The 24,610-nt window shown below is 45.1% G+C and carries 41 protein-coding genes and 1 pseudogene; 30 read left to right on the top strand and 12 right to left on the bottom strand.

The window, feature by feature from the left end:
- From tuf to rplQ, 29 genes and pseudogenes are all read left to right on the top strand, one after another.
- Window positions 1-129, top strand: a pseudogene (gene tuf, locus AACR09_RS09685) (elongation factor Tu); the annotation flags it as partial.
- 445 nt (window positions 130-574) lie between these two features.
- Window positions 575-886, top strand: coding sequence for a 30S ribosomal protein S10 (gene rpsJ / locus AACR09_RS09680; protein WP_004736761.1), 312 nt, complete (start codon window positions 575-577; stop codon window positions 884-886).
- Window positions 887-900: 14 nt separating this feature from the next.
- Window positions 901-1,530 (top strand): 50S ribosomal protein L3, encoded by a 630-nt coding sequence (rplC, locus tag AACR09_RS09675; RefSeq protein ID WP_004736763.1) that lies wholly within the window; start codon window positions 901-903, stop codon window positions 1,528-1,530.
- Window positions 1,531-1,546: 16 nt separating this feature from the next.
- Window positions 1,547-2,149 carry a 50S ribosomal protein L4 gene (gene rplD, locus AACR09_RS09670; RefSeq protein WP_004736764.1) on the top strand — a complete coding sequence of 201 codons (603 nt, stop codon included), beginning with the start codon at window positions 1,547-1,549 and terminating at the stop codon, window positions 2,147-2,149.
- Window positions 2,146-2,448, top strand: a complete 303-nt coding sequence (gene rplW / locus AACR09_RS09665; protein ID WP_004736765.1) for a 50S ribosomal protein L23 — start codon at window positions 2,146-2,148, stop codon at window positions 2,446-2,448. The genes rplD and rplW overlap by 4 nt, the downstream gene beginning before the upstream one ends.
- Window positions 2,449-2,462: 14 nt before the next feature.
- A complete protein-coding gene (gene rplB / locus AACR09_RS09660) occupies window positions 2,463-3,287 on the top strand; it encodes a 50S ribosomal protein L2 (protein ID WP_017076297.1) in 825 nt (274 codons plus the stop codon).
- 19 nt (window positions 3,288-3,306) lie between these two features.
- Entirely contained in the window at window positions 3,307-3,585 is a 279-nt protein-coding gene (rpsS, locus tag AACR09_RS09655; protein ID WP_004736729.1) for a 30S ribosomal protein S19, read from the top strand.
- Between the two features lie 10 nt (window positions 3,586-3,595).
- Window positions 3,596-3,928: a 50S ribosomal protein L22 gene (rplV, locus tag AACR09_RS09650; protein ID WP_004736732.1), complete on the top strand. Its 333-nt coding sequence runs from the start codon at window positions 3,596-3,598 to the stop codon at window positions 3,926-3,928.
- Window positions 3,929-3,946: 18 nt separating this feature from the next.
- Complete coding sequence (gene rpsC, locus AACR09_RS09645; RefSeq protein ID WP_004736734.1) at window positions 3,947-4,645, top strand: 30S ribosomal protein S3; 699 nt, start codon at window positions 3,947-3,949, stop codon at window positions 4,643-4,645.
- Window positions 4,646-4,656: 11 nt separating this feature from the next.
- Window positions 4,657-5,067, top strand: coding sequence for a 50S ribosomal protein L16 (gene rplP, locus AACR09_RS09640; protein ID WP_004736736.1), 411 nt, complete (start codon window positions 4,657-4,659; stop codon window positions 5,065-5,067).
- Window positions 5,067-5,258 carry a 50S ribosomal protein L29 gene (gene rpmC, locus AACR09_RS09635; protein WP_004736737.1) on the top strand — a complete coding sequence of 64 codons (192 nt, stop codon included), beginning with the start codon at window positions 5,067-5,069 and terminating at the stop codon, window positions 5,256-5,258. The genes rplP and rpmC overlap by 1 nt, the downstream gene beginning before the upstream one ends.
- Window positions 5,258-5,512 (top strand): 30S ribosomal protein S17, encoded by a 255-nt coding sequence (rpsQ, locus tag AACR09_RS09630; protein WP_004736739.1) that lies wholly within the window; start codon window positions 5,258-5,260, stop codon window positions 5,510-5,512. The genes rpmC and rpsQ overlap by 1 nt, the downstream gene beginning before the upstream one ends.
- Window positions 5,513-5,674: 162 nt before the next feature.
- Window positions 5,675-6,046 carry a 50S ribosomal protein L14 gene (gene rplN / locus AACR09_RS09625; RefSeq protein WP_004736740.1) on the top strand — a complete coding sequence of 124 codons (372 nt, stop codon included), beginning with the start codon at window positions 5,675-5,677 and terminating at the stop codon, window positions 6,044-6,046.
- A gap of 11 nt (window positions 6,047-6,057) precedes the next feature.
- A complete protein-coding gene (rplX, locus tag AACR09_RS09620) occupies window positions 6,058-6,375 on the top strand; it encodes a 50S ribosomal protein L24 (RefSeq protein ID WP_004736742.1) in 318 nt (105 codons plus the stop codon).
- Window positions 6,376-6,399: 24 nt separating this feature from the next.
- Complete coding sequence (gene rplE, locus AACR09_RS09615; RefSeq protein WP_004736744.1) at window positions 6,400-6,939, top strand: 50S ribosomal protein L5; 540 nt, start codon at window positions 6,400-6,402, stop codon at window positions 6,937-6,939.
- A 16-nt stretch (window positions 6,940-6,955) separates the two neighbouring features.
- Window positions 6,956-7,261 carry a 30S ribosomal protein S14 gene (rpsN, locus tag AACR09_RS09610; protein ID WP_004736747.1) on the top strand — a complete coding sequence of 102 codons (306 nt, stop codon included), beginning with the start codon at window positions 6,956-6,958 and terminating at the stop codon, window positions 7,259-7,261.
- A gap of 29 nt (window positions 7,262-7,290) precedes the next feature.
- The gene (rpsH, locus tag AACR09_RS09605) at window positions 7,291-7,683 is read left to right on the top strand and encodes a 30S ribosomal protein S8 (protein ID WP_004736749.1); all 393 of its coding nucleotides are present in this window, start codon (window positions 7,291-7,293) and stop codon (window positions 7,681-7,683) included.
- A gap of 10 nt (window positions 7,684-7,693) precedes the next feature.
- Window positions 7,694-8,227: a 50S ribosomal protein L6 gene (gene rplF, locus AACR09_RS09600; RefSeq protein WP_004736750.1), complete on the top strand. Its 534-nt coding sequence runs from the start codon at window positions 7,694-7,696 to the stop codon at window positions 8,225-8,227.
- A 9-nt stretch (window positions 8,228-8,236) separates the two neighbouring features.
- Window positions 8,237-8,590 carry a 50S ribosomal protein L18 gene (gene rplR, locus AACR09_RS09595; protein ID WP_004736752.1) on the top strand — a complete coding sequence of 118 codons (354 nt, stop codon included), beginning with the start codon at window positions 8,237-8,239 and terminating at the stop codon, window positions 8,588-8,590.
- Window positions 8,591-8,604: 14 nt separating this feature from the next.
- Window positions 8,605-9,105: a 30S ribosomal protein S5 gene (gene rpsE / locus AACR09_RS09590; protein ID WP_004736754.1), complete on the top strand. Its 501-nt coding sequence runs from the start codon at window positions 8,605-8,607 to the stop codon at window positions 9,103-9,105.
- Window positions 9,106-9,112: 7 nt separating this feature from the next.
- Entirely contained in the window at window positions 9,113-9,289 is a 177-nt protein-coding gene (gene rpmD / locus AACR09_RS09585) for a 50S ribosomal protein L30 (protein WP_004736756.1), read from the top strand.
- A gap of 5 nt (window positions 9,290-9,294) precedes the next feature.
- The gene (rplO, locus tag AACR09_RS09580; RefSeq protein WP_004736758.1) at window positions 9,295-9,729 is read left to right on the top strand and encodes a 50S ribosomal protein L15; all 435 of its coding nucleotides are present in this window, start codon (window positions 9,295-9,297) and stop codon (window positions 9,727-9,729) included.
- Window positions 9,730-9,749: 20 nt separating this feature from the next.
- Window positions 9,750-11,084, top strand: coding sequence for a preprotein translocase subunit SecY (gene secY, locus AACR09_RS09575; protein ID WP_004736759.1), 1,335 nt, complete (start codon window positions 9,750-9,752; stop codon window positions 11,082-11,084).
- Between the two features lie 41 nt (window positions 11,085-11,125).
- The gene (rpmJ, locus tag AACR09_RS09570) at window positions 11,126-11,239 is read left to right on the top strand and encodes a 50S ribosomal protein L36 (RefSeq protein ID WP_000868186.1); all 114 of its coding nucleotides are present in this window, start codon (window positions 11,126-11,128) and stop codon (window positions 11,237-11,239) included.
- A 149-nt stretch (window positions 11,240-11,388) separates the two neighbouring features.
- Window positions 11,389-11,745: a 30S ribosomal protein S13 gene (gene rpsM, locus AACR09_RS09565; protein WP_004738779.1), complete on the top strand. Its 357-nt coding sequence runs from the start codon at window positions 11,389-11,391 to the stop codon at window positions 11,743-11,745.
- Between the two features lie 19 nt (window positions 11,746-11,764).
- Window positions 11,765-12,154 (top strand): 30S ribosomal protein S11, encoded by a 390-nt coding sequence (rpsK, locus tag AACR09_RS09560; RefSeq protein WP_004738778.1) that lies wholly within the window; start codon window positions 11,765-11,767, stop codon window positions 12,152-12,154.
- A 31-nt stretch (window positions 12,155-12,185) separates the two neighbouring features.
- The gene (rpsD, locus tag AACR09_RS09555; RefSeq protein ID WP_004729814.1) at window positions 12,186-12,806 is read left to right on the top strand and encodes a 30S ribosomal protein S4; all 621 of its coding nucleotides are present in this window, start codon (window positions 12,186-12,188) and stop codon (window positions 12,804-12,806) included.
- 22 nt (window positions 12,807-12,828) lie between these two features.
- Window positions 12,829-13,821, top strand: coding sequence for a DNA-directed RNA polymerase subunit alpha (locus AACR09_RS09550; protein ID WP_004729813.1), 993 nt, complete (start codon window positions 12,829-12,831; stop codon window positions 13,819-13,821).
- 24 nt (window positions 13,822-13,845) lie between these two features.
- Window positions 13,846-14,226: a 50S ribosomal protein L17 gene (gene rplQ, locus AACR09_RS09545; protein ID WP_004729812.1), complete on the top strand. Its 381-nt coding sequence runs from the start codon at window positions 13,846-13,848 to the stop codon at window positions 14,224-14,226.
- A gap of 311 nt (window positions 14,227-14,537) precedes the next feature.
- Here rplQ and AACR09_RS09540 read toward each other — a convergent pair whose 3' ends face one another.
- Together AACR09_RS09540 and AACR09_RS09535 are read right to left on the bottom strand one after the other, a co-directional pair.
- Window positions 14,538-15,032: a DUF2780 domain-containing protein gene (locus AACR09_RS09540; protein WP_017083776.1), complete on the bottom strand. Its 495-nt coding sequence runs from the start codon at window positions 15,030-15,032 to the stop codon at window positions 14,538-14,540.
- Between the two features lie 134 nt (window positions 15,033-15,166).
- Window positions 15,167-15,787, bottom strand: a complete 621-nt coding sequence (locus AACR09_RS09535) for an FKBP-type peptidyl-prolyl cis-trans isomerase (protein WP_017078817.1) — start codon at window positions 15,785-15,787, stop codon at window positions 15,167-15,169.
- Between the two features lie 213 nt (window positions 15,788-16,000).
- Here AACR09_RS09535 and AACR09_RS09530 point away from each other — a divergent pair, with 213 nt between their 5' ends.
- Window positions 16,001-16,585, top strand: a complete 585-nt coding sequence (locus AACR09_RS09530; protein WP_065606163.1) for a LysM-like peptidoglycan-binding domain-containing protein — start codon at window positions 16,001-16,003, stop codon at window positions 16,583-16,585.
- Window positions 16,586-16,644: 59 nt separating this feature from the next.
- Here AACR09_RS09530 and AACR09_RS09525 read toward each other — a convergent pair whose 3' ends face one another.
- From AACR09_RS09525 to AACR09_RS09480, 10 genes are all read right to left on the bottom strand, one after another.
- A complete protein-coding gene (locus AACR09_RS09525) occupies window positions 16,645-17,493 on the bottom strand; it encodes a DMT family transporter (protein ID WP_065606162.1) in 849 nt (282 codons plus the stop codon).
- Complete coding sequence (locus tag AACR09_RS09520) at window positions 17,493-17,945, bottom strand: GNAT family N-acetyltransferase (RefSeq protein WP_193834394.1); 453 nt, start codon at window positions 17,943-17,945, stop codon at window positions 17,493-17,495. Before AACR09_RS09520 ends, AACR09_RS09525 begins: the two co-directional genes overlap by 1 nt.
- Before the next feature lie 57 nt (window positions 17,946-18,002).
- On the bottom strand, window positions 18,003-18,569 hold the full coding sequence (locus AACR09_RS09515; protein ID WP_193834393.1) for a Crp/Fnr family transcriptional regulator: 567 nt from the start codon (window positions 18,567-18,569) through the stop codon (window positions 18,003-18,005).
- A 71-nt stretch (window positions 18,570-18,640) separates the two neighbouring features.
- Window positions 18,641-20,395: a lysophospholipid acyltransferase family protein gene (locus tag AACR09_RS09510; RefSeq protein ID WP_182795699.1), complete on the bottom strand. Its 1,755-nt coding sequence runs from the start codon at window positions 20,393-20,395 to the stop codon at window positions 18,641-18,643.
- A gap of 12 nt (window positions 20,396-20,407) precedes the next feature.
- On the bottom strand, window positions 20,408-20,851 hold the full coding sequence (locus tag AACR09_RS09505) for a hypothetical protein (protein WP_004735264.1): 444 nt from the start codon (window positions 20,849-20,851) through the stop codon (window positions 20,408-20,410).
- Window positions 20,852-20,861: 10 nt separating this feature from the next.
- A complete protein-coding gene (locus AACR09_RS09500; protein ID WP_004735265.1) occupies window positions 20,862-21,299 on the bottom strand; it encodes a YHS domain-containing (seleno)protein in 438 nt (145 codons plus the stop codon).
- Between the two features lie 9 nt (window positions 21,300-21,308).
- A complete protein-coding gene (locus tag AACR09_RS09495) occupies window positions 21,309-22,058 on the bottom strand; it encodes an NRDE family protein (protein ID WP_193834392.1) in 750 nt (249 codons plus the stop codon).
- A 2-nt stretch (window positions 22,059-22,060) separates the two neighbouring features.
- Entirely contained in the window at window positions 22,061-22,603 is a 543-nt protein-coding gene (locus tag AACR09_RS09490; protein WP_017083769.1) for a hypothetical protein, read from the bottom strand.
- A 19-nt stretch (window positions 22,604-22,622) separates the two neighbouring features.
- On the bottom strand, window positions 22,623-23,756 hold the full coding sequence (locus AACR09_RS09485; RefSeq protein ID WP_193834391.1) for an ATP-grasp domain-containing protein: 1,134 nt from the start codon (window positions 23,754-23,756) through the stop codon (window positions 22,623-22,625).
- Window positions 23,753-24,340 (bottom strand): DedA family protein, encoded by a 588-nt coding sequence (locus AACR09_RS09480; RefSeq protein ID WP_054542380.1) that lies wholly within the window; start codon window positions 24,338-24,340, stop codon window positions 23,753-23,755. The genes AACR09_RS09485 and AACR09_RS09480 overlap by 4 nt, the downstream gene beginning before the upstream one ends.
- Window positions 24,341-24,610: the final 270 nt, after the last annotated feature.

Below are 24,610 nucleotides of genomic sequence, written 5' to 3'. Positions count from 1 at the left end.
CCAGGTGACAACGTTCAAATGACTGTTGAGCTAATCGCTCCAATCGCAATGGACGAAGGTCTACGTTTCGCAATCCGCGAAGGTGGCCGTACAGTTGGCGCTGGTGTTGTAGCTAAAATCTTCGCTTAATAGCATTTAGATTTTTGCACACTCTTCATTAGAAGAGCACGCATCTAAAAAGGGAAGCTTCGGCTTCCCTTTTATTATTTATAGAGAAACATTCCTTTCCCGCGCAATACTCCATATATCCCCAAGTTCCTTTTCAATATATTTCGATTATTTTCCCAACACTACTTGCATACTAAAACGTGATCTGTATAATGCATCGCACTGGCTAACGCCGGTTTGTGAACCAATGAGCACTGAGGAGTAGGTCTTACCTAGTAATGTATACTCAGCTTATGTTCGCGGTTAATAAAAATAGTAAACCTCGTGTTTACTTCAAAAGTTAACTGACAATGCGTCCTGATTTTGGATGCTACGGTTTCACATAAATCAATCGGCATTCTCTCGTTCTTTCGAGCTTGAGTGGCGATATTGTTTGTGTAATTTTTAATAATTGGAGCTCTGTCTCATGCAGAACCAACGTATTCGTATCCGCCTTAAAGCGTTTGATTACAAGCTAATCGATGCTTCAACTGCGGAAATCGTTGAAACAGCAAAACGTACTGGCGCACAGGTTCGTGGTCCTATTCCACTTCCTACTCGTAAAGAGCGTTTCACTGTTCTTACCTCTCCACACGTCAACAAAGATGCACGTGACCAGTACGAAATTCGTACTCACAAGCGTTTGATCGACATCGTTGAGCCAACAGATAAAACTGTTGATGCTCTAATGCGTCTTGATCTTGCAGCTGGCGTTGATGTTCAAATCAGCCTAGGTTAAGGGAGATAAGAATAATGATTGGTCTAGTCGGACGTAAAGTGGGTATGACCCGCGTATTTACTGAAGAAGGCGTTTCTATCCCAGTAACTGTTGTTGAGGTTGAAGCGAACCGTATTTCTCAAGTTAAAACTCTTGAGACAGACGGCTACGCAGCAATCCAAGTAACTACTGGTGCTAAGAAAGCTAACCGTGTAACTAAACCTGAAGCTGGTCACTTCGCGAAAGCGGGTGTAGAAGCAGGTCGCGGTCTTTGGGAATTCCGTTTAGAAAACGGCGAAGAGTTTGAAGTTGGCGCTGAGCTAAACGTAGAACTTTTCAACGAAATTAAAAAAGTAGACGTTACTGGTACATCTAAAGGTAAAGGCTTCCAAGGCGCTATCAAGCGTTGGAATTTCTCTACTCAAGATATGACTCACGGTAACTCTTTGTCTCACCGCGCACCGGGTTCAATTGGCCAATGTCAAACTCCAGGCCGCGTGTTTAAAGGCAAGAAAATGGCAGGTCACATGGGAGCTGAGCGTGTAACGACTCAAAACCTAGAGATCGTACGTGTTGACGCTGAGCGCAATCTACTCCTTATTAAAGGTGCAGTACCAGGCTCAACAGGCGGTAACGTGATCGTAAAACCTGCTGTTAAAGCATAACGTCTAGGAGTAAGTAATGGAATTGATGGTTAAAGGTGCTGATGCACTAACTGTTTCCGAGACTACTTTCGGACGTGACTTTAACGAAGCTCTAGTACACCAAGTAGTTGTTGCATATGCAGCAGGTGCTCGTCAAGGTACTCGTGCTCAAAAGACTCGTTCTGAAGTATCAGGCGGCGGTGCTAAGCCATGGCGCCAAAAAGGTACTGGCCGTGCACGTGCTGGTACAATTCGTAGCCCAATCTGGCGTACAGGTGGTGTTACTTTTGCTGCGAAACCACAAGATCACAGCCAAAAAGTAAACAAAAAAATGTACCGCGGTGCTATGAAGAGCATTCTGTCTGAGTTGATTCGTCAAGAGCGTTTAATCGTTGTTGATAACTTCTCTGTAGAAGCACCAAAAACAAAAGAACTTGTAGCTAAGCTTAAAGAGCTTGAGCTAAACGACGTTCTGATTGTGACTGGCGAAGTAGATGAAAATCTATTCTTAGCTGCTCGTAACCTATACAAAGTAGATGCACGTGATGTTGCTGGTGTTGATCCAGTATCACTAATCGCTTTCGACAAGGTTCTGATGACTGCTGACGCAGTTAAGCAAGTTGAGGAGATGCTAGCATGATCACTGAAGAGCGTATCTTAAAAGTTCTACGTGCTCCGCACATCTCTGAAAAAGCAACTATGGCAGCTGAGAAAGCGAACACTATCGTTTTCAAAGTAGCTAAAGATGCAACTAAGAAAGAGATCAAAGCAGCTGTAGAAAAGCTATTTGAAGTTGAAGTTAAGTCTGTAAATACTCTTGTATTAAAGGGTAAGACCAAACGTCAAGGTATGCGTGAAGGCCGTCGTTCAGACGTTAAGAAAGCCTACGTTACTTTGAAAGAAGGTCAAGATCTTGACTTCGTTGGCGGCGCGGAATAACAGGAGTAGTAAAAATGGCTATTGTTAAATGTAAGCCGACTTCCCCTGGTCGTCGTCACGTCGTTAAAGTTGTTAACGCTGACCTGCACAAGGGTAAGCCATACGCACCACTTTTAGAGAAAAACTCTAAGAACGGTGGTCGTAACAACAACGGTCGTATTACAGTACGTCACATCGGTGGTGGTCATAAACACCATTACCGTCTGATTGACTTCAAACGTACTAAAGATGGCATCCCAGCGAAAGTTGAGCGTCTAGAATACGATCCAAACCGTAGTGCTAACATCGCTCTAGTTCTGTACGCAGACGGTGAGCGTCGTTACATCATTGCACCTAAAGGTGTTAACGCAGGCGACCAGATTCAATCTGGCGTAGATGCTGCAATCAAAGCAGGTAACACTCTGCCGATGCGCAACATCCCAGTAGGTTCTACTGTACACTGTGTTGAACTTAAGCCTGGTAAAGGTGCACAACTAGCTCGTTCGGCTGGTGCTTATGCTCAAATCATCGCTCGCGATGGTGCATACGTAACTATCCGTCTACGTTCTGGTGAAATGCGCAAAGTACTTTCTGAAGGTCGTGCAACGATCGGTGAAGTTGGTAACTCTGAGCATATGCTACGTGAACTTGGTAAAGCTGGTGCTTCACGCTGGCGCGGCGTACGTCCAACCGTACGTGGTGTAGTAATGAACCCGGTGGATCACCCACATGGTGGTGGTGAAGGCCGCACATCTGGTGGTCGTCACCCAGTATCTCCTTGGGGCGTTCCTACTAAGGGCTTCAAGACTCGTAAGAATAAGCGCACTGACAAGTACATCGTACGTCGTCGCACTAAATAATTTATAAAGAGGAATCGCCATGCCACGTTCTCTCAAGAAAGGTCCTTTTATTGACCTACACTTGCTGAAGAAGGTAGAGAAAGCGGTGGAAAGCGGAGACAAAAAGCCTATTAAGACTTGGTCCCGTCGCTCAATGATCATCCCAACAATGATTGGTTTGACCATCGCTGTCCATAATGGTCGTCAGCACGTCCCTGTTTTCGTTACCGAAGAAATGATCGGTCACAAACTAGGCGAATTTGCACCAACTCGTACTTATCGCGGTCATGCTGCAGATAAGAAAGCTAAGAAGAAATAAGGAGTAGATGATGGAAGCTTTAGCTAAACATAACTTTGCTCGTATTTCTCCACAGAAAGCTCGCTTAGTTGCAGACCAAATTCGCGGTAAGTCGGTAGACCAGGCTCTAGAAATTCTAACTTTCAGCAACAAAAAAGCTGCTGTTTTAGTTAAGAAAGTTCTTGAGTCAGCTATCGCTAACGCGGAACATAACGAAGGTGCAGATATCGACGATCTAAATGTCGCTAAAATCTTCGTAGATGAGGGCCCTATCATGAAGCGTATTATGCCTCGTGCTAAAGGCCGTGCGGATCGTATCTTGAAGCGTTCAAGCCACATCACTATTGTTGTAGCAGATCGCTAAAGACTAGGAGAGTAAGCAATGGGTCAGAAAGTACATCCTAATGGTATTCGTCTTGGCATCGTCAAGCCTTGGAATGCTACATGGTTTGCTAATACCAACGAATTCGCTGACAACCTAGACGGCGACTTCAAGGTACGTCAGTTCCTTACCAAGGAACTACAAAAAGCATCATTATCTCGTATCGTTATCGAGCGTCCAGCGAAGAGCATCCGTGTGACTATTCACACAGCTCGTCCTGGCGTTGTTATCGGTAAGAAAGGTGAAGACGTAGAGAAGCTACGCGCAGCTGTAGCTAAAATCGCAGGTGTACCAGCGCAAATTAACATCGCTGAAGTACGTAAGCCTGAGCTAGATGGTCAGCTTGTAGCTGATAGCATCGCGTCTCAACTAGAGCGTCGTGTTATGTTCCGTCGTGCAATGAAGCGTGCGGTACAAAATGCTATGCGTCTAGGCGCTAAAGGCATCAAAGTACAAGTAGGCGGCCGTCTTGGCGGTGCTGAAATCGCACGTTCAGAGTGGTACCGTGAAGGCCGTGTGCCTCTACACACTCTACGTGCAGACATTGATTACGCAACTTCTTCGGCTCACACTCAATACGGTGTGATCGGCATTAAAGTTTGGATCTTCAAAGGTGAGATTCTAGGCGGTATGCCAGCTGCTAACGCAGTAGAGCCAAAAGGCGATAAGCCTAAGAAGCAGCGTAAAGGCCGTAAGTAAGGAGTCGAACGATGCTACAACCAAAACGTACTAAGTTCCGCAAGGTTATGACTGGTCGTAACCGTGGTCTAGCTAAAGGTACTGAAGTAAGCTTCGGCGAATTCGGTCTTAAAGCTGTTGGCCGTGGTCGTCTGACTGCACGTCAAATCGAAGCGGCACGTCGTGCTATGACACGTCACATTAAGCGTCAAGGTCAAATCTGGATCCGTGTTTTCCCAGACAAACCAATTACTGAAAAGCCTCTTGAAGTTCGTCAAGGTAAAGGTAAAGGTTCAGTTGCGTACTGGGTTGCTCAAATCCAACCAGGCAAAGTTATGTACGAGATGAATGGCGTACCTGAAGAGTTGGCACGTGAAGCGTTCCGCCTAGCGGCGCGTAAACTGCCTGTTAAAACTACTTTTGTAACTAAGCAGGTGATGTGATGAAAGCACAAGATCTACGCGAAAAGAACGTTGAAGAGCTTAACGCTGAGCTATTGAATTTGCTACGTGAACAGTTCAACTTGCGCATGCAAGCTGCAACTGGTCAACTTCAGCAAACTCATACTCTAAAAGCTGTACGCCGTGACATCGCACGTGTGAAAACTGTTTTGACTGAAAAGGCAGGCGCATAATGAGCGAAACTAACCGCATCCAGCAAGGCCGTGTAGTAAGTGACAAGATGGATAAGTCTATCGTTGTTGCTATTGAGCGTACTGTAAAACACCCAATTTACGGTAAGTTCATCAAACGCACGACTAAAGTACACGCACACGACGAAGACAACACTTGTGGCCTAGGCGACAAAGTTGAAATCGCTGAGTGTCGTCCTCTGTCTAAGACTAAGTCTTGGACATTGGTTAAAGTTCTAGAAAAAGCGAAGATTTAATCTTTGTAATTCTATAACTTATAAGCGGCTCCAAATTATTTTTTGGAGCCGCTTGTTTTTTGTCTACCCAATTTAAAAAAAGGGTGGTACAATTCGCGTCCCTTTTAAAGAGGCAGCCCGACCCGAGAGGGTCTAGTTTTAATATTTAGCGGAGCACTAACAATGATCCAGATGCAAAGTACACTTGACGCAGCAGATAACTCTGGCGCGCGCAAGGTAATGTGTATTAAGGTTCTGGGTGGCTCTCACCGCCGTTATGCACATATCGGTGACGTCATCAAGGTTACAGTGAAGGAAGCGATTCCTCGCGGTAAAGTAAAGAAAGGTGATGTTCTGAAGGCGGTAGTAGTGCGCACCCGTAAAGGCGTTCGTCGCCCAGACGGTTCTGTCATTCGCTTCGACAGTAATGCTTGTGTATTGTTAAATGACACTACTGAGCAACCAGTCGGCACACGTATCTTTGGTCCTGTGACTCGTGAACTTCGTAACGCGAAATTCATGAAGATTGTATCACTTGCACCTGAAGTTCTGTAAGGAGCGGCAACATGGCAGCTAAAATCCGTCGTAACGACGAAGTAATCATTCTTGCTGGTAAAGATAAAGGCAAGAAAGGTAAAGTAACTAAGGTTCTGACAACTGGTAAAGTTGTTGTTGAAGGCATTAATCTTGTTAAAAAACACCAAAAGCCGGTTCCGGCTCTAGGTCAACAAGGTGGCATCGTTGAACAAGAAGCAGCTATTGATGCTTCTAACGTTGCAGTCTTTAACGCGGCTACTGGTAAAGCAGACCGTATCGGTTTCCGTATCGAAGATGGCAAGAAAGTTCGTTTCTTCAAATCTAACGGCGAAACTGTTTCTAACTAATTAGAAGTAATTTGGAGTTCTACTATGGCGAAACTGCATGATTACTACAAGTCGTCTGTAGTCGCTGAGCTTACCAAAGAGTTCAGCTACACAAGCGTCATGCAAGTCCCTAGGATTGAGAAAATCACCCTAAACATGGGCGTTGGTGAAGCAATCAACGATAAGAAACTGCTAGAAAACGCAGCATCTGATATGGCAACGATCTCTGGTCAAAAGCCACTTATCACGAAAGCGCGTAAATCTGTAGCTGGTTTCAAAATTCGTGAAGGCTACCCAATTGGTTGTAAAGTAACCTTGCGTGGTGAGCGCATGTGGGAATTTTTAGAGCGTTTAATCTCTATCGCACTTCCACGTGTACGTGATTTCCGTGGTGTTAGCGCTAAGTCTTTTGACGGACGCGGTAACTACAGCATGGGCGTTCGCGAGCAAATCATCTTTCCGGAAATCGACTACGATAAAGTCGATCGCGTCCGCGGTCTTGATATTACTATCACGACATCTGCGGGATCCGATGAGGAAGGCCGAGCTCTGCTGGCTGCCTTTAACTTCCCATTCCGTAAGTAAGGGTAGGGTTACTGTTATGGCTAAACAATCAATGAAAGCACGTGAAGCTAAACGTGCAAAACTAGTAGTTAAGTTCGCTGAAAAGCGTTCTGCGCTAAAAGTTATCATTAGCGATGTAAACGCATCTGAAGAAGATCGTTGGAATGCGGTTCTTAAACTGCAATCTCTTCCACGTGATTCAAGTGCATCACGTCAGCGCAACCGTTGCAACCAAACTGGTCGTCCACACGGTTACCTACGTAAATTCGGTCTAAGCCGCATTAAGGTTCGTGAAGCTTGCATGAAAGGCGAGATTCCGGGTCTTCGTAAGGCTAGCTGGTAATTGCCACTTAATCATTTGGAGTAAATCTTATGAGCATGCAAGATCCGATTTCGGATATGCTGACCCGAGTTCGTAACGGTCAGGCAGCAAATAAAGTTGCTGTAAAAATGCCTTCTTCAAAGCTTAAAGTTGCAATTGCTGCATTACTTAAAGCTGAAGGTTACATCGTAGACTTCGCTGTTGACAGCGAAGTAAAACCTGAGCTAGAAGTTACTCTTAAGTACTTCCAAGCTAAACCTGTAATCGAGCAAATCAAGCGCGTATCACGTCCTGGTTTAAGAGTTTATAAAAATAAAGACTCTTTACCTACAGTGATGGGTGGTCTTGGTATTGCAGTTGTTTCTACTTCCAAGGGTCTGATGTCTGACCGTGCTGCTCGCAAAGCAGGTCTTGGCGGTGAAATCATCTGTTACGTAGCTTAAGGAGTAGATTATGTCTCGTGTTGCTAAAGCACCTGTCGCTATTCCAGCTGGCGTAGAGGTGAAACTAAACGGCCAAGAAGTTACTGTAAAAGGTAGCAAAGGTGAGCTTACTCGCGTTCTTAACAGCGCCGTAGTTATTGCACAGGAAGAAAACAACCTAACTTTCGGTCCGAAAGAAGGTGTTACTAACGCATGGGCACAGGCTGGTACAGCTCGCGCTCTAGTTAATAACATGGTTGTGGGTGTTACTCAGGGCTTCGTTAAGAAGTTAACTCTTAAAGGTGTTGGTTACCGTGCTGCTATCAAAGGCAACTCTGTAGGTCTAACACTAGGCTTTTCTCACCCAGTAGAGCACGCTCTACCTGAAGGTATTAAAGCTGAGTGCCCTAGCCAAACTGAGATCATTATTACTGGTTGCGATAAGCAAGTAGTAGGTCAAGTTGCGGCTGACATTCGTTCTTACCGTGCTCCTGAACCTTATAAAGGTAAAGGTGTTCGTTACGCAGATGAAAATGTGCGTACTAAAGAAGCTAAGAAGAAGTAAGGTATCACTATGGATAAGAAAGCATCTCGCATCCGTCGTGCTACACGTGCACGTCGTAAGATTGCAGAACTTGGCGCAACTCGCTTGGTAGTACACCGTACTCCTCGCCATGTTTACGCTCAAGTTATCTCGGCAAACGGCTCTGAGGTTATCGCAGCTGCTTCTACTGTAGAAAAAGCGATCCGTGAGCAAGTTAAGAACACTAGTAACGTTGATGCAGCTAAAGCAGTTGGTAAAGCTGTTGCTGAGCGCGCTCTTGAAAAAGGCGTAGCTACAGTTGCATTTGATCGTTCTGGTTTCCAATACCACGGTCGAGTAGCGGCGCTAGCAGATTCTGCTCGCGAAGCTGGTCTGAAATTCTAAGGTAGGGTTGGAAGATGGCTAAAGAACAACAACAAGCTAATGATTTGCAAGAAAAGCTGATCGCTGTTAACCGTGTATCTAAGACGGTTAAAGGTGGTCGAATCATGAGCTTTACTGCACTAACAGTAGTTGGTGACGGTAATGGTCGCGTAGGTTTCGGTTACGGCAAAGCTCGTGAAGTACCTGCTGCGATTCAAAAAGCAATGGAAAAAGCGCGTCGTAACATGGTTACTGTTGCGCTTAACGAAGGCACTCTTCACCACCCGGTGAAAGGTCGTCATTCGGGCTCTAAAGTTTACATGCAGCCAGCTGCTGAAGGTACAGGTGTTATTGCCGGTGGTGCAATGCGTGCCGTACTTGAAGTTGCAGGCGTACATAACGTACTTTCTAAAGCATACGGTTCAACGAACCCAATCAACGTTGTTCGCGCAACGATTGGTGCTCTAGTAGACGTTAAGTCACCAGAAATGGTTGCTGCTAAACGTGGTCTAACTGTTGAATCTATTTCGGAGTAAGAACACGATGGCAACTATTAAAGTAACTCAAACTAAAAGCTCAATTGGTCGCCTACCTAAGCACAAAGCGTGCCTTAAAGGTCTAGGTCTTCGTCGCATCAACCATACAGTAGAACTTGAAGATACACCGTGCGTACGCGGTATGATCAACAAGGTTTACTACATGGTTAAGATTGAGGAGTAATCAGAATGCGTTTGAATACTCTATCACCGGCTGCTGGCTCTAAACCTTCTAAGAAGCGTGTAGGTCGTGGTATCGGTTCTGGCCTTGGTAAAACAGGTGGCCGCGGTCACAAAGGTCAAAAGTCACGTTCTGGCGGCTCTGTTCGTCCAGGTTTTGAAGGCGGTCAAATGCCTCTAAAACAACGTCTACCTAAATTCGGTTTCACTTCTCGTAAGAGCCTAGTGTCTGCTGAAGTTCGTCTAGCTGAGCTAGCGAAAGTAACAGGTGACGTAGTTGATCTTAACAGCCTTAAAGCTGCTAACGTTATCACTAAGAACATCGAGTTTGTTAAGATCGTTCTTTCTGGTGACCTAAGTAAAGCTGTGACTGTTAAAGGTCTACGCGTGACTAAAGGCGCTAAAGCTGCAATCGAAGCTGCAGGCGGTAAAATCGAGGAATAATCTCGAGGAACGAGGTACAGATGGCTAAGAAACCAGGAAAAGATTTTCGTAGTGCTCAAAGCGGCTTAAGTGAACTAAAGTCGCGCTTATTATTCGTAATTGGTGCACTTTTAGTATTCCGAGCCGGCTCTTTTGTGCCGATCCCTGGTATTGACGCAGCTGTACTTGCCGATTTGTTCGATCAGCAAAAAGGTACCATCGTAGAAATGTTTAACATGTTCTCCGGTGGTGCTCTTGAGCGTGCATCTATATTAGCATTGGGTATCATGCCGTACATTTCGGCATCGATCGTAGTCCAATTGCTAACTGTAGTTCATCCAGCGTTAGCGGAACTCAAGAAAGAGGGTGAAGCAGGCCGTCGTAAGATAAGCCAATATACACGCTACGGCACGCTTGTACTTGCAACATTCCAAGCTATTGGTATCGCAACAGGCTTACCAAACATGGTCGACAATCTGGTTGTTATCAACCAAACCATGTTTACGCTTATTGCTACCGTGAGTTTAGTAACTGGTACCATGTTTTTGATGTGGTTAGGTGAACAAATCACTGAGCGAGGAATCGGTAATGGTATTTCCATTCTGATTTTTGCAGGTATTGTTGCTGGATTGCCTTCTGCAATCGGTCAAACAATCGAGCAAGCGCGTCAAGGTGAATTGCATGTGCTTCTTCTGTTGTTTATCGCGGTATTGTCTTTTGCTGTAATTTACTTCGTGGTTTTCATGGAGCGTGGTCAACGTCGTATCGTCGTTAACTATGCGAAGCGTCAACAAGGTCGTAAAGTGTTTGCAGCACAAAGTTCTCATTTGCCACTTAAGATTAATATGGCAGGTGTTATACCAGCGATTTTTGCATCAAGTATTATTTTGTTCCCAGGAACATTAGCGCAGTGGTTTGGTCAAAATGGTGAAAGCAGCGCGTTCGGTTGGTTAACTGACGTGTCATTAGCTCTTAGCCCAGGTCAACCGTTGTATGTAATGCTTTATGCAGCAGCTATAATCTTCTTCTGTTTCTTCTATACAGCGTTGGTGTTTAACCCACGTGAAACAGCTGATAACTTGAAGAAGTCTGGTGCATTCGTACCCGGTATCCGCCCAGGTGAGCAGACAGCGAAATATATCGATAAAGTGATGACTAGACTAACCCTTGCGGGCGCTCTATACATTACTTTTATATGTCTGATTCCTGAGTTCATGATGGTCGCGTGGAACGTTCGTTTCTACTTTGGCGGCACTTCCCTACTAATCGTAGTGGTTGTTATCATGGATTTCATGGCACAGGTACAGACTCATCTGATGTCACAACAGTATGATTCTGTGTTAAAGAAAGCGAATCTGAAAGGTTACGGCCGTTAATTCGGTAGTAATTATTTCGATTCCATTTACGGAGTTTAGCAATGAAAGTTCGTGCTTCCGTTAAAAAAATCTGCCGTAACTGTAAAGTTATCAAGCGTAACGGTGTCGTTCGCGTGATTTGCAGTGAGCCAAAGCATAAGCAACGCCAAGGCTAATCAGCAGAAATTTTTACTTGAAATACTAGGTAGAGTCGAGTATATTCCTCGGCCTACCTTTTGCGTGCAAAAGAAGTAGTATGCCGCAGCGTATCCATAACGGGCTTTGCTGCGGATAATTCTTTTATGAACCCCCTTAGGAGTGAATAATGGCCCGTATAGCCGGCATTAACATTCCTGATCATAAGCATTCTGTAATTGCACTTACTGCAATCTACGGTATTGGTAAAACTCGCTCTCAAGCTATTCTAGCTGAAGTGGGTATTGCTGAAGATGCTAAGATCAGTGAACTAACTGAAGAGCAGATCGATCAACTGCGTGATGGTGTAGCTAAATACACTGTAGAAGGTGATCTACGTCGTGAAGTATCGATGAACATCAAGCGTCTTATGGACCTTGGCTGTTACCGCGGTCTTCGTCATCGTCGCAGTCTACCACTACGTGGACAGCGTACTAAAACCAACGCTCGCACCCGTAAGGGTCCGCGCAAGCCGATCAAGAAATAGTCGGATAAGGTAGAGTACAATGGCAAAACAACCAACTCGCGCGCGTAAGCGCGTACGCAAGCAAGTAGCTGATGGCGTAGCGCACATTCATGCTTCTTTCAACAACACAATCGTAACTATCACTGACCGCCAAGGCAACGCTCTTGCATGGGCTACAGCAGGTGGTTCAGGTTTCCGTGGTTCTCGTAAATCTACTCCGTTCGCAGCACAAGTTGCAGCTGAGCGTTGTGGTGAAATGGCTAAAGAATATGGCCTAAAGAACTTGGAAGTTATGGTTAAGGGTCCAGGTCCAGGTCGCGAATCTACTGTTCGTGCACTGAACGCTGCTGGTTTCCGTATCACTAACATTGTTGATGCGACACCAATCCCTCATAACGGTTGTCGTCCACCTAAGAAACGTCGCGTTTAAGTTTCGTTTCTAGGAATATTGGAGAAAGATCATGGCAAGATATTTGGGTCCTAAGCTGAAGCTTAGCCGTCGCGAAGGTACTGACTTATTCCTTAAGTCTGGTGTCCGTGCGATCGATACCAAGTGTAAAATTGATAACGCACCAGGTGTACACGGCGCTCGTCGCGGTCGTCTATCTGAGTATGGCGTTCAGCTTCGTGAGAAGCAAAAAGTTCGTCGTATCTACGGCGTTCTAGAAAAACAATTCCGCAACTACTACAAAGAAGCTGCACGTCTTAAAGGCAACACAGGTGCAAACCTGCTTCAGCTTCTTGAAGGTCGTCTTGATAACGTAGTTTACCGTATGGGCTTTGGCGCTACTCGTGCTGAATCTCGTCAACTAGTTAGCCACAAGTCTGTTCTAGTTAACGGTAAAGTTGTAAACGTTCCTTCTTTCAAAGTAGCGGCTAACGACGTTGTTTCTATCCGCGAGAAAGCTAAACAGCAATCTCGTATTAAAGCGGCTCTAGAAGTTGCTGAACAACGTGAAAAGCCAACTTGGATTGAAGTAGATGCTAGCAAAATGGAAGGTACATTCAAGCGTATGCCTGAGCGTTCTGACCTATCAGCTGACATCAATGAACACTTGATCGTCGAACTTTACTCTAAGTAAGGTTAAAAAAAGAGAGGACACAATGCAGGGTTCTGTAACAGAATTTCTTAAGCCGCGTCTTGTTGACATTGAACAGATCAATACGACACACGCGAAAGTAACTCTTGAGCCATTAGAGCGCGGTTTCGGCCACACTCTAGGTAATGCTCTTCGCCGCATTCTTCTATCTTCTATGCCGGGTTGTGCCGTAACAGAAGTTGAAATTGAAGGTGTGCTACACGAATACAGCACTAAAGAAGGCGTTCAGGAAGATATCCTGGAAATCCTTCTAAACCTTAAAGGTTTAGCTGTACGCGTTGCTGAAGGCAAAGATGAAGTGTTTATTACACTGAACAAATCAGGCTCAGGCCCTGTTGTTGCAGGTGACATCACCCACGATGGTGATGTAGAGATCGCTAACCCTGAGCACGTAATTTGTCACCTAACGGATGACAATGCTGAGATCGCTATGCGTATCAAAGTAGAACGTGGTCGTGGTTACGTTCCAGCTTCAGCTCGTATCCATACTGAAGAAGATGAGCGTCCTATCGGTCGTCTATTAGTTGACGCTACTTACAGCCCGGTTGATAAAATCGCCTATGCTGTAGAAGCGGCACGTGTAGAACAGCGTACTGATTTAGACAAGCTTGTTATCGATATGGAAACGAACGGTACTCTAGAACCTGAGGAAGCAATCCGTCGTGCAGCTACTATTTTAGCTGAACAACTGGATGCGTTCGTAGATCTTCGTGATGTACGTGTACCTGAGGAGAAGGAAGAGAAGCCAGAATTCGATCCTATCCTACTACGTCCTGTAGACGATCTTGAACTAACAGTTCGCTCTGCTAACTGTTTGAAAGCAGAAGCGATTCACTACATCGGTGATCTTGTACAGCGCACTGAGGTTGAGCTACTTAAAACGCCAAACCTTGGTAAGAAATCTCTTACAGAGATTAAAGATGTGCTTGCTTCACGTGGTCTTTCTCTAGGCATGCGCCTAGAAAACTGGCCACCAGCGTCAATCGCTGAAGATTAATCGAAAAGTTAGAAGGATTAGGTCATGCGCCATCGTAAAAGTGGTCGTCAACTCAACCGCAACAGCAGTCATCGCAAAGCGATGTTCAGCAACATGGCTAGCTCTCTTGTTCGTCACGAAGTTATTAAAACTACCGTGCCTAAAGCAAAAGAACTACGTCGCGTAATTGAGCCATTGATTACCCTAGCTAAGACAGACAGTGTTGCTAACCGTCGTCTTGCATTTGCTCGCACTCGTGATAACGAAGTTGTGGCAAAACTATTTAATGAACTAGGCCCGCGTTTCGCGGCTCGCCAAGGTGGTTACACTCGCATTCTTAAATGTGGTTTCCGTACTGGTGATAAAGCTCCAATGGCTTACATTGAGCTTGTAGACCGCCCAGCTGCTGAAGAAGCTGCTGAGTAATCTATACTAGATTCTTAATACAAAAAGCCGAGCATTAGCTCGGCTTTTTTTGTTTCTATCGAATTGAAAAATTGCACCACGATGTTTGGCATTTTTACTTGCCTGCTCTGCTCTATTTTTTAAAAATATCTCGTATCTCGTATCTCGTATCTCGTATCTCGTATCTCGTATCTCGTATCTCGTATCTCGTATCTCGTATCTCGTATCTCGTATCTCGTATCTCGTCTCTCAAATATCTTTTCTTCCACGCACAAAAAAGAGCACCGAAGTGCCCTTACAATATTCTTCAACTAGTCGCTAATCGCGATGGCCTACTGCCAAATAGCGGCAAGTGAATCCATAAGGCCACTCGTTGCACCTTGTGATTGAAGTGCCTGAAGAATGATTGGTGCAAATGTCGTAACCATTGACGAATCCATACCTAACCCAGCAAACGCACTTTCAACAGCACCTTGTGAGCTTAGAACTGATGATAAGCCAGTCGATTCAAGTGAAGACATTCCAGGAATGAGTGATGCGAGTTCTTTATTGTCTGCTGAGCCAAGTGAATTTTGTGCAAGCGCCAACATTGAACCGATACCGCCAATTGCTTGATCGCTGGTAACAGATGCTTGATCAGCAACGGTATCAGCAAGTGGTGTTGTTTCGTTTTGTTGAGACCACATATTCACTGCTGCCATCAGGGCAGTTTGCGATAGTTGGGAATAGTTGGTATCTGATGTTGAACCGGTTTGTTCAGAGTCGCTAGTGCTAGCGCAAGAGACTACAGCAAGGCTGCTGAGCATAGTGATGAGTATTTTCTTCATTATTCTTCCTTAAGTAATAAAGTAATCGACCTATTCACTATAAACGAAAAACGGCGATGTAGTCACATCGCCGTTGGGTTATTTTAATTTTATTTGCCTATAGTATTTTGTTTTACTAAAGGTTTTTATAAAAATTAAAGGATAGCTAGAAGTTCTACTTCAAACACTAGAGCTGCAAATGGTGGAATTGCAGCACCTGCGCCACGCTCACCGTATGCTAGATCTTGAGGGATGTATAGCTTCCACTTAGAGCCAACAGGCATCATTTGTAGAGCTTGTACCCAACCTTGAATTACGCCAGTTACTGGGAATTCAGCAGGTTGACCGCGAGATACAGAACTGTCGAAAACAGTACCGTCAGTTAGTTCACCGTGGTAGTGAACACGTACTTGCTTGTCTGCAGTAGGGATTTCGCCAGTACCTTCAGTTAGTACTTCGTACTGAAGACCAGACTCAAGAACTGTTACTTCTGAACGAAGAGCGTTGTCAGTTAGGAAAGCTTCGCCGTCAGCAGCTGCTGCTTTAGCTAGTTCTTGACGTGCTGCTTCACCACGAGTGTGTAGCTCTTGTAGTGCGTTGTTGATTTCGTCAACTTCGATAGCTGGCATGTCACCAACTAGAGCTGTTGCGATACCAGCAGCGATTGCGTCAACGTTTAGGCCTTCAAGACCAGAACCAGCAAGTTGTTGGCCCATTTGTAGACCGATACCGTAGCTAGCTTTTTGCTCTACAGTTTCAAATTTTACTTCAGACATGAAAAGTCACTCTTTTTGTCAGTACGAAAAGGGTAAGAATACCAGTATTAGCAGCCTGAATAAACGGCTAGCCCCTGATCACTTACGCTTTAACGTGTCCAAATCACAGCTATGTCAATTTTCTTGCTTTGGTCTCTGTTGTAGCGGAAAGATCTATACTGTTGGTACTTTGGTTTTTATACTGTAGTTATTCAATGTATAGGACGCAGTGGCATGAATCGTCGTCAAAAGAAAAAACAGAAAGTAGACCACTTAGCAGAGTTCAAGGATCGACTGAATCAGGTCAAAGAGAAATTAAGCTCGATCGATATCAAGAAAATAAAAACCTCAACCGTGCAGGCCTGGGAATCATTGCCGAAATTACACCAGAGATTATTGATGGTGATTTCGCCGATCGTATTGATCTTACTTTTTGTGCCGCTACCAGAACCTAAAGTAGACGCAGCCCCAGCAACATCGCGCGTTGAGCTTGAGATAAACACCGTTGGCTTAAGCGAACAGCAAAATGCCAAGAGCAGTTCATCAGAACCGAGTAATAACAACTGGCAGGAGTATCTTGTAAAGCAAGGGGATACGTTAGCGCAGGTTTTTCGAAATAACGACTTACCGTTGTCTGACTTGAACGCGCTAGTGCGTATTGAAGGGCCAGACAAACCACTTAGTCAGATTCGTAAAGGCCAGCTAGTTCGATTCAAACTCGCCGAGACCGGGAAACTAGACATTCTTCAGCTAGAAAAAGGCAACACTTCGGTGATGTTTTTCCGATTGTCAGACGGTGGCTTTGGCCGTAGTAAGTAGCTCAATTCTGAGCCTGCGTTTAAGCGTTTTGTCAGATACAGATAGTCGATAGAAAAGAGCTAATGATTAGCTCTTTTTTTTGGTCGCTTGAAAGGTGCAAGCGGTAAGATGATGAGCATAATTCCGATAAAGGTTAACGTATCTGGAATCTCATCAAACCATATCGCGCCTATTATGGCGACAAACACTAAGCCTGAGTATTCAGCCAAGGCAATTTGACTAGAGTGTGCTTTTTGGTAGGCAGCGACCGCCAGTCCGTTGTAGCTTAAAATTAGCGTCGCACTTAATGCTATGTATCCCAAATGCTCCACTGAGACCGGTTGCCAGTATAAAAAGCACAGTACTAATGAGGCTGGAATAGAGAATAAGGTTGTCCACCACAGCGTAGTGACCACCGTTTGCTCACTAGGAAGCTTTCTTACCAATACATTGAATAGTGCGAGGGTGAGTGCTGTACCCAAAGCAAACAGTGCTGCCCAATGAAATTGTGATGGCCTTAAGACAATCAATGCACCAATAAAACCGATAGTGGTGGCGATAACCTTGCTAAGTGCCGGTTGCTCTTTGAGCAGAAACATCGATAAAGGCAGCATCAACAGGGGTGCGACATAAAATACAGCGTTTGCGGTAGCCAAAGAAAGGTGGGTGATCGCGACGACCATACATCCGCTGCCGATTAGGATCAGTTGTCCTCGAATAAAGGTCACTTTAGCTTGTTGTAAGCGTCGTTGTTCTTTTTTCTGTTGTAGCCACAAAGGGGTGATGATTAGCAGAGATATCAACTGTCGGAAAAAAATATACTGAAGAGGCGGTACTTCGCCATTCAACAGTTTTACCGCTACGTCGGAAAGCGAGGCAAACAAGTTACCTGCAACCAACAATAGAATACCGACAGTGATATTCGTCATTACTTTTCTAATCTCATGTCTACATGCGGAATATCGTCTTCCAGATACATCTTAGAGATAGTTTCGAACCCGTGGCTCGCATAGAAGTTTTCTAGGTGTTGTTGCGCGCCAATATCGATGGTCTTGCTCGGCCAAAGAGCCTCACAGCGTGTTAACGCTTCTTTTATCAATTGATGACCCAAGCCATCACCTCTTGCTGATTGCTTGGTCGCCACTCGGCCGATGCTGGTATTGTCGTAAGACGTACCTGGTGGTAACAAACGGGCACACGCCACTAGCTCTGCATCAGCATAGCCAAGCAAGTGTTCAACACCTGAGAGTGTATCTTTACCATCGAGCTCTGGATAAGGGCAATTTTGCTCAACAACGAACACATCGACTCGTAATTTAATTAGTTGATAAAGCTGTTGTGTTGAAAGTTCAGAGAAGGGAATTGAGTGCCAAGTGATCATGTTTACATCCAGAGATTATCGATGCTCTGAATGTACTATGTGCGATGATTGTTGGCATTAACTATTGTTAATTCGACCTTTGATTCTGCTCAGGCTGATCGCGGTTATACCGAGGTAAGCCGCAATTTGATTGTCGTTCAAGCGCTGTTCAAGGTCGGGGTAATGTTCGCAGAACAGTTGGTAGCGTTGCTCGGGAGTATAGAGCAGCATAAAGCGTTCTTTGTTTTCCTTATGCATCAGCTGAGTTTCTAATAACTTTAAATACAAAGGGTTGTTTGATGCGCGCCACTCGATAACCGCATTCATTGGCAGTTCTAACATTGTGATGGGTGTGAGTGTTTCTAACAGGTAAGGGGACGCTTGGCTTTTTATCAGACTCTCAAAGCCGATGATCCAGTCTTGTTCCCAGTAGAATTCTTTGCTGTATTGCTTACCGTCATTAGTGAGATAACAAGCGTGGCACAAGCCTTCAAGTACAAAGTAGATCGAACTCGCCATCTCACCTTGATTGATCAGGATGTGTCGGGTCGGCAGCTCAAGTGGTTTCGCGACAGCTAATAGAAATTCAATCTGACTCTCAGAGAAGTCAAAGCTTTGTAGTTGTTCGATAAAAGAGGTGTGCATGAAAATAACCTAACCCAAATAAGTGCCGAAATCATCGCACTTATTTGGGGAGAGGTACAGAGCAGGCTAAATCAGCGTCGACTGTGTTGCTCTAGATAATCTTGAGCGAGGTCTCTGCCCATGTATTTGCCTAGGGTTTTCAATGGTACTTTCTTAAGATTAACCACAATCAAGCCATCCAAGGCATCATTAAACGATGGATCGACGTTAAAGCACACAAGTTTACCGTTCATCCCTAAGTATTGGCGTAGCAGTACCGGTAGGCCTTTCCCTTGCTCCATACGAGCCAACACTTTAGAAAGCAGAGGGACACTCGCCAATGACGATAGCAGGTGATTCTGCCAGAACACATTATTATTGGTATTGAGTGGTGAAGAAGGAGAAACCAGGTTCGCCTTTTGTTCATCGTAATGGTGTATGGATAGGGTAGTCGCAATCAACAGACGCGCATTGTGGCTGTAATCATTACTGATACTGACTGGGCCGAATAGGTGAGTGTATTGAGGATGACGATACACGAAGGCCGCGATACCTTTCCACAATAGTAATAGCGAGTTAAGGCTCTTCTGATAAGGCTTGCTCACTACAGAACGCCCAAGCTCGATACTGTTGTCTAAGGTATCGATGAATTCTTGATTGTAGTTAAACAGGCTACGAGAGTAGAGCTTATCAAGCCCGTGATCTGCGATGAGCTTGTCGACCATACCAAGCCGGTATGCACCCACTAATTCAGCCTTGGTTTTATTCCAAACAAACAGTTGGTGGTAGTAAAGGTCATACTCATCTAAATCACAGGCAAGCCCGCTGCCTTCTCCGACTTCTCGGAAACTCTCTTCTCTAACTCGACCAATTTCGCGCATTAAGTTAGGAATAGATTGGCTTGGCGTACAGTAGACTTCGAAGTCCCCTTGCTCAAGTAACTTCATCTCTTCAGGAAGAGAACCGACCTCTATTGCCAACACTTCTGGTGGAATAGGCGCAATCACTTGGGTGTCAAAAGAGGGCGCGTGGATTGGCGTATTCGGGCTATCTTGTTGACTCATTAGGTAGGTATTGAGTCGTAGGTAGTTGACGATATCCATCTCTTTTTCAAACGATTTGATCTCTGAATACGGAATCGAAGAGCCAATCGAGATAGAGATAGTCGTCGCCTGTTTATTAAGAAGTTCACGGCCAAGTAAAGCCGTTCTCAGTAGTGGGTGAACACGGCCCGCTTGGTAGAAAAGCTCACTGTTCTTGCCATTGATAAAGATAGGCACCGTGGTGGCTTGGTGACGCTTAACAAACTTTGCGACTGATTTGCTCCACTCGATGTCTGTTAGTGTCTTGGCCCCTTTACGGTAACTCGATACTTCGCCAGCAGGGAACACAATCAAGAGTCCACCGTCTGCTAAATGACGATTGGCATCTCGAATAGCTTTAGCATTGGTGCGTTTCGATTCTTTACTGTTAAAGACATCGACCCCAATAAACAGATCATCCAGTTCAGGCAGTCGCTTGAGCAACTCATTGGCCAACACCTTCACATCCTTTCTTACCGATCCTACGAGATCAGCAAGGATCACGCCTTCAATCGCACCAAGTGGGTGGTTAGCCACAATGACTACTGGCCCTTGTTCGGGAATATTATCAGTGGCGCCTGCTGAAACGGAATAGTCGATATTCAATGCTGACAAGGTGTGATGCATGAATTCAAAGCTAGATAACTCATCAGGTCTATCTTGATAGAGCTTATCTAGCTTAGATAGCCCAGTTGCCCACTCGACAACAGACTCACCTAAACCAAAAGGCGTGTAACGTGGTAAACGAAAAGGACTATCAATCATAATGAAGCTACCTTATTGACTAAAGTTGTTTAGGAAACCGTCTTGATTCTTGAAATCTTTTACACTTAAAAATGCACCGCAAAGCCATACTAGGCATGCCATGCCAAACAGTAATCCGCCGTCATAACCGACAATTTCACCCGCAGCGTTAAACTCAGGCATTTGAATACCGAGCGGCGTAAACAGATGGAAAAATATCGCGCCACTCATAATCCCCACACTCATGATGGCACCCAGACCATGCCAACGAGTAAACAACAAAATGGCCGCAATCAATTCAGCGAACCCAATCAAGTAGCCGCCAAATGAACCGAACCAACTTAAGCCAGACCATGTCGCCAAGGTGCCAAAGATATGCTCAGTCTCGTATGAGCCTGTGAACTTAAAAAACAGCGACTGAACAAATACGAAAGCGATAAATGCCGCAGGAATATGTTTAGCTGGAGTGAATGTCATGGTTATTCCCTTATTTGATCAGTTGCGGCCAAACGGTGTCGGCTTTTTGAATATGTTGTGCTCGGTCTTGTTCCCAACGCTGTTTAATCTCTTGGTCGTAGTTGAGGTAAAGCTTGTTATCAACAATCGTCCATTGATTCGGGTCACCGGGTGCAAAATCACTTTTTGCTGAAACAGCCCAAGCGCAATAACCCCCATATTGAGGGGCATATTTTTCAGGATTATTAACAAATAAAGTCAGATTCTTTTCAGAAGAGAAATACCAGTCCGCGCCTTTGTACTCGGTGCTGAATTTTTTACTGCCTTCAATGGGCTTACCTGAAGTGAAATAAGCCACAGTATCGTAGCCATCGAGCGCCTTACTGCTAAAGAACCCTGTGTAGATTTCATCGGCGGCAAATACGTATGGGCTAACAAGTAGCATGACCATGGTTAATAGTTTTCTCATGATGGACTCCTATAGATTGATTACGGGTGATAAATCGAAGGTAAAGCGCTGTTGATTTATCTGGCATGGCTTAATGGGTTCACAAGGCGAGCCGGGTGCATAAAACATCGAGGCTTGGCCATGTAGATTACGTAAGTGTGTAAAGCTCACCGTATGTGCGTCTTCACGATGCATACAGGTCGCTAAATGAGGCTGTTCGCTATGATGGTGAGAGTGAAATTGAAGTAAGTTCTGCTGATTCTTTCCTGTTGTCATAAGCTGATCGTATTTTGCTTGTCGGTAGGCTTGTACTCGCTCTAAATCAACACCGGATGAGAACAGCGGAGAGTCGGTTTCGACTATTTTTTGTTGAATGCCATCCCACATATAGGCGATAACTAAACCATGGTGTTGAGTTAAGCTCGGCGCAAAAGCCAACAAGGTAAACGGGGCAAAAGAGTGCAGGTCGAGCTGATGAAATGCTTCAGAGAGCTGACTGATGTTACGACTCGATGATAGGTTCTTGAGTAGCAAACCACGGCTGACTAAAGGTCCAACAGGGACTATGCCTTGATAGTTATTGAGTAGGCATAGTGAAAGCCCGAACTCATTGATACTGATCCAGCTACCACCGCCAGTTGGGTCGAGTGGCATGATGATATCGACACCGTTGACTCGATACTGTTTAGGCGGCATTGCTAGTGCTCGCGTTTTTTGTTCGTCACGGTTAAAAAAGACCTGATAACCATTTTCTTCAAGCAGCCAAGATACTGAACACATGATTATTGCTCCCTCAGATAGCTGCTGGTGGTTGGGGCATAACCAAAGGTATTGCATGTTTCGACATCAAGAAAGGTCGTGATCACCTTGATCATCGCATAGTGATGATTGGCATGCAGAGCAGCAAAGGTGACCTCTCTTTCTAACGTAGAAGGCAGGCTGGCGAATACTTGTGTATCCATTGAAACTTCGGTTTGGATCATGATAGGCGCTTCGAGATCTCTGCGGTCTAATCGTTCAAGCCAGTTGATCACATAATGGATCTCTTTTACTGCAATTGAGCGGTCGTATTCGACGGGATGACCACGACGGCGAGTGTTGTAATCAACGGTCGCATTCTCTTTTAAAATTAAAGCGTGAAAAAGATCGAGCGTGTGACGAGTATGCTCACCAATAGAGCTTGTGACGTGCGGCTTTGCTCGTGTCAGATAGTCGCTGTCAGATATCGCTAACAAAAACTCTAGACCCTGATTCAATATTTCTACCGCTCCCTTGATACTAGGAGAGAAAGAAGTGAGGGCGCTCGGTTGGGCTATGGGGTTCATTCATGGTCCTCGTACAAAGTTAGTCAGTGGTCGGATATTGTTGAACAAGACGTCGCTCTTCTTGCCACGCAGCGAATAAGCTCTTGAAAGAGGGAGTCTTATAGCCTCGTTGTTTTTGCTGAGCGCCAATATCAAAAAGAATGCGGTATTGCAGAAGTAGTGTAGAAAATATCTCTCGCAGCGGTGTGTTGCGATCCCAGATATGCCCAGCCTCACTGCTTGCGCCATTGACCTCAAGGATCGTGAAATCCTCGCCGTTCATTAGGCTGTGCATGTCTTTAAACTTGACGTCGAGTCGGCCAAAATGAAAACCATCGAAGTCATCGAATATCTCGTCTAAACGTTCAGTTAAAGCCTGAGTAATGTATTGATTGCCATCGCGGAAGATGCAGCCACGGCTATGGCTACCTGCGAACGCGAGTTGGAACTCTTCGCCCTCTGCGATCACTTGATCCAATTTATCTTCATGCCTTGGTAGATACAGGTGGCTGAGTTGCCCAGCACGCGGGCTATTTTCAATTAACTGTTTGAGTGTCGACTTGCCATCACCCATCACCATTGGCGCATATTTGAGTGTGATCGAGATGATCTCGCCTTGCTTTTTGTTTGGGTAACGAACATAGAAAACGCCAGCTTCTGCCTGATAAGGCGCCTTTTCTTGCAGTAGAAAGCGAGCATTATTTGGGAAAGATTCAACATATTGCTCAAGTTGATCTTGTGTGTTGATCAGCTTGACGCCTACGCCTCGACAGCCAAGATCTGGTTTCGCTACAATCGGGAAATCAAGATCGGATTGTATTAGTGCGCTGCGTGCATCTTCAGCTTGTTTCTTACCGCTGAGATCCGTTTTGGTGAGGGTGATAAACGGAGAGATCCAACGCTGACTTGAAGATCCGGCAAGGCTTAATATCTCGTGTTTTGATTCGCCTACCATTCCGCTTAACTTGATGCTTGGGTTGGCAATGAGCGGCAGTGCCCAGTCAAAGTGCCGTAACCCTTGCATCAGGCTTTGAATCACCACTGGCGTGTAGAAGAACCAAGTTGGAAGAAACTCATAAGGAGAGACGCTGCGCACGGTATCTTTTTCAAGCAAAGGCATGCCTGCATTGATTTGATGTGCGGGAATGATGCGAATATCTTGCGGTGAACTCATGATAATCCTCTAGAGTAGGTTCTATTCATTAATCGATTGCCGATAAACAGCAAAGCGATGGCACACGGGATGATGATCCATTGATATTCAGAGGCTTGCAGCCACGCTGATGTCCCTAAATAGTAGATGGCAGAGAAGACAATGCCAGTCCAGATCGCGGTGGCGCTGATGACAGCAAACAAGAAAGTAGGCAGTGGGATGGCGAAAAAGCCACTTAAGGTAAACCCGACGGTGCGAAGCCCTGGAATAAAGCGGATGACAAAAAGGCTGCTGAATGCGTTCTGACGTAATTTGGTACGAAGCGAACGAAAGTATTTATTCGTGAGGGCTTTATATCGAACACCTCGGAAATAGCGTCCTGACTTCCCTAAGTAATAAAGACCGAGATCACCCGTGGCAATACCGATGAAAATAGCAAGCAGCGCATATTGAGGAAGTATTAGACCTTGAGTCGCGATACCTGCCGCCGTAACAATCGCAAGATCTTCAAGCAGATAAGAAAGCGCGATGATGCCAAGCATCAGCCATAGCAGCGACTCCTCCCCTGAATGTAACCATGCTTGAATGCTCTCGACGGTGCTCATTAAATGTCCTTATCTATCCTATAGATGAATGGCTTAACCACCATTCATTGAGTGTAGTAAATTAAATAGACAGGAGGAGCAGATAAAAACTTACAGCTGATTAGTGTTTTTTGTGTTGGATTTATTCAATTGGTGGTTTGAGTCGTGCTGTTTGACTGCTGTTTGACTGCTGTTTGACTGCTGTTTGACTGCTGTTTTGAAGCTGAAGGCGTGGCATTTGGAAGCGGGTTGAACGAGAGTTTGTCGTTCGAAAATTAGAGCTTTGGAGTG

Source organism: Vibrio sp. OPT20 (genome assembly GCF_963889365.1).
Classification (GTDB): Bacteria; Pseudomonadota; Gammaproteobacteria; order Enterobacterales; family Vibrionaceae; genus Vibrio; species Vibrio splendidus.
Note: the sequence above shows the minus strand (reverse complement) of the source record. Positions and strands in the feature narration are given on the sequence as shown.

Excerpts from the sequence above, each read along its gene's own strand:
- rplB (WP_017076297.1), top strand. The coding sequence starts at position 2,463 with ATGGCTATTGTTAAATGTAAGCCGACTTCCCCTGGTCGTCGTCACGTC.
- rpmD (WP_004736756.1), top strand. The coding sequence starts at position 9,113 with ATGGCAACTATTAAAGTAACTCAAACTAAAAGCTCAATTGGTCGCCTA.
- rpsJ (WP_004736761.1), top strand. The coding sequence starts at position 575 with ATGCAGAACCAACGTATTCGTATCCGCCTTAAAGCGTTTGATTACAAG.
- rplN (WP_004736740.1), top strand. The coding sequence starts at position 5,675 with ATGATCCAGATGCAAAGTACACTTGACGCAGCAGATAACTCTGGCGCG.
- rpsS (WP_004736729.1), top strand. The coding sequence starts at position 3,307 with ATGCCACGTTCTCTCAAGAAAGGTCCTTTTATTGACCTACACTTGCTG.
- rplV (WP_004736732.1), top strand. The coding sequence starts at position 3,596 with ATGGAAGCTTTAGCTAAACATAACTTTGCTCGTATTTCTCCACAGAAA.
- rplO (WP_004736758.1), top strand. The coding sequence starts at position 9,295 with ATGCGTTTGAATACTCTATCACCGGCTGCTGGCTCTAAACCTTCTAAG.
- AACR09_RS09480 (WP_054542380.1), bottom strand. The coding sequence starts at position 24,340 with ATGAGCACCGTCGAGAGCATTCAAGCATGGTTACATTCAGGGGAGGAG.
- AACR09_RS09520 (WP_193834394.1), bottom strand. The coding sequence starts at position 17,945 with ATGATCACTTGGCACTCAATTCCCTTCTCTGAACTTTCAACACAACAG.
- rpsH (WP_004736749.1), top strand. The coding sequence starts at position 7,291 with ATGAGCATGCAAGATCCGATTTCGGATATGCTGACCCGAGTTCGTAAC.
- AACR09_RS09485 (WP_193834391.1), bottom strand. The coding sequence starts at position 23,756 with ATGAGTTCACCGCAAGATATTCGCATCATTCCCGCACATCAAATCAAT.
- rpmJ (WP_000868186.1), top strand. The coding sequence starts at position 11,126 with ATGAAAGTTCGTGCTTCCGTTAAAAAAATCTGCCGTAACTGTAAAGTT.
- rplX (WP_004736742.1), top strand. The coding sequence starts at position 6,058 with ATGGCAGCTAAAATCCGTCGTAACGACGAAGTAATCATTCTTGCTGGT.
- AACR09_RS09510 (WP_182795699.1), bottom strand. The coding sequence starts at position 20,395 with ATGATTGATAGTCCTTTTCGTTTACCACGTTACACGCCTTTTGGTTTA.
- AACR09_RS09530 (WP_065606163.1), top strand. The coding sequence starts at position 16,001 with ATGAATCGTCGTCAAAAGAAAAAACAGAAAGTAGACCACTTAGCAGAG.
- rpsN (WP_004736747.1), top strand. The coding sequence starts at position 6,956 with ATGGCTAAACAATCAATGAAAGCACGTGAAGCTAAACGTGCAAAACTA.
- rplQ (WP_004729812.1), top strand. The coding sequence starts at position 13,846 with ATGCGCCATCGTAAAAGTGGTCGTCAACTCAACCGCAACAGCAGTCAT.
- rplP (WP_004736736.1), top strand. The coding sequence starts at position 4,657 with ATGCTACAACCAAAACGTACTAAGTTCCGCAAGGTTATGACTGGTCGT.
- rplF (WP_004736750.1), top strand. The coding sequence starts at position 7,694 with ATGTCTCGTGTTGCTAAAGCACCTGTCGCTATTCCAGCTGGCGTAGAG.
- rpsQ (WP_004736739.1), top strand. The coding sequence starts at position 5,258 with ATGAGCGAAACTAACCGCATCCAGCAAGGCCGTGTAGTAAGTGACAAG.
- AACR09_RS09500 (WP_004735265.1), bottom strand. The coding sequence starts at position 21,299 with ATGAGAAAACTATTAACCATGGTCATGCTACTTGTTAGCCCATACGTA.
- rpsE (WP_004736754.1), top strand. The coding sequence starts at position 8,605 with ATGGCTAAAGAACAACAACAAGCTAATGATTTGCAAGAAAAGCTGATC.
- AACR09_RS09535 (WP_017078817.1), bottom strand. The coding sequence starts at position 15,787 with ATGTCTGAAGTAAAATTTGAAACTGTAGAGCAAAAAGCTAGCTACGGT.
- rplR (WP_004736752.1), top strand. The coding sequence starts at position 8,237 with ATGGATAAGAAAGCATCTCGCATCCGTCGTGCTACACGTGCACGTCGT.
- AACR09_RS09515 (WP_193834393.1), bottom strand. The coding sequence starts at position 18,569 with ATGCACACCTCTTTTATCGAACAACTACAAAGCTTTGACTTCTCTGAG.
- rplD (WP_004736764.1), top strand. The coding sequence starts at position 1,547 with ATGGAATTGATGGTTAAAGGTGCTGATGCACTAACTGTTTCCGAGACT.
- rpsD (WP_004729814.1), top strand. The coding sequence starts at position 12,186 with ATGGCAAGATATTTGGGTCCTAAGCTGAAGCTTAGCCGTCGCGAAGGT.
- AACR09_RS09540 (WP_017083776.1), bottom strand. The coding sequence starts at position 15,032 with ATGAAGAAAATACTCATCACTATGCTCAGCAGCCTTGCTGTAGTCTCT.
- rpsK (WP_004738778.1), top strand. The coding sequence starts at position 11,765 with ATGGCAAAACAACCAACTCGCGCGCGTAAGCGCGTACGCAAGCAAGTA.
- rpsC (WP_004736734.1), top strand. The coding sequence starts at position 3,947 with ATGGGTCAGAAAGTACATCCTAATGGTATTCGTCTTGGCATCGTCAAG.
- AACR09_RS09550 (WP_004729813.1), top strand. The coding sequence starts at position 12,829 with ATGCAGGGTTCTGTAACAGAATTTCTTAAGCCGCGTCTTGTTGACATT.
- rplC (WP_004736763.1), top strand. The coding sequence starts at position 901 with ATGATTGGTCTAGTCGGACGTAAAGTGGGTATGACCCGCGTATTTACT.
- AACR09_RS09495 (WP_193834392.1), bottom strand. The coding sequence starts at position 22,058 with ATGTGTTCAGTATCTTGGCTGCTTGAAGAAAATGGTTATCAGGTCTTT.
- AACR09_RS09525 (WP_065606162.1), bottom strand. The coding sequence starts at position 17,493 with ATGACGAATATCACTGTCGGTATTCTATTGTTGGTTGCAGGTAACTTG.
- AACR09_RS09490 (WP_017083769.1), bottom strand. The coding sequence starts at position 22,603 with ATGAACCCCATAGCCCAACCGAGCGCCCTCACTTCTTTCTCTCCTAGT.
- AACR09_RS09505 (WP_004735264.1), bottom strand. The coding sequence starts at position 20,851 with ATGACATTCACTCCAGCTAAACATATTCCTGCGGCATTTATCGCTTTC.
- secY (WP_004736759.1), top strand. The coding sequence starts at position 9,750 with ATGGCTAAGAAACCAGGAAAAGATTTTCGTAGTGCTCAAAGCGGCTTA.
- rplW (WP_004736765.1), top strand. The coding sequence starts at position 2,146 with ATGATCACTGAAGAGCGTATCTTAAAAGTTCTACGTGCTCCGCACATC.
- rpsM (WP_004738779.1), top strand. The coding sequence starts at position 11,389 with ATGGCCCGTATAGCCGGCATTAACATTCCTGATCATAAGCATTCTGTA.
- rplE (WP_004736744.1), top strand. The coding sequence starts at position 6,400 with ATGGCGAAACTGCATGATTACTACAAGTCGTCTGTAGTCGCTGAGCTT.
- rpmC (WP_004736737.1), top strand. The coding sequence starts at position 5,067 with ATGAAAGCACAAGATCTACGCGAAAAGAACGTTGAAGAGCTTAACGCT.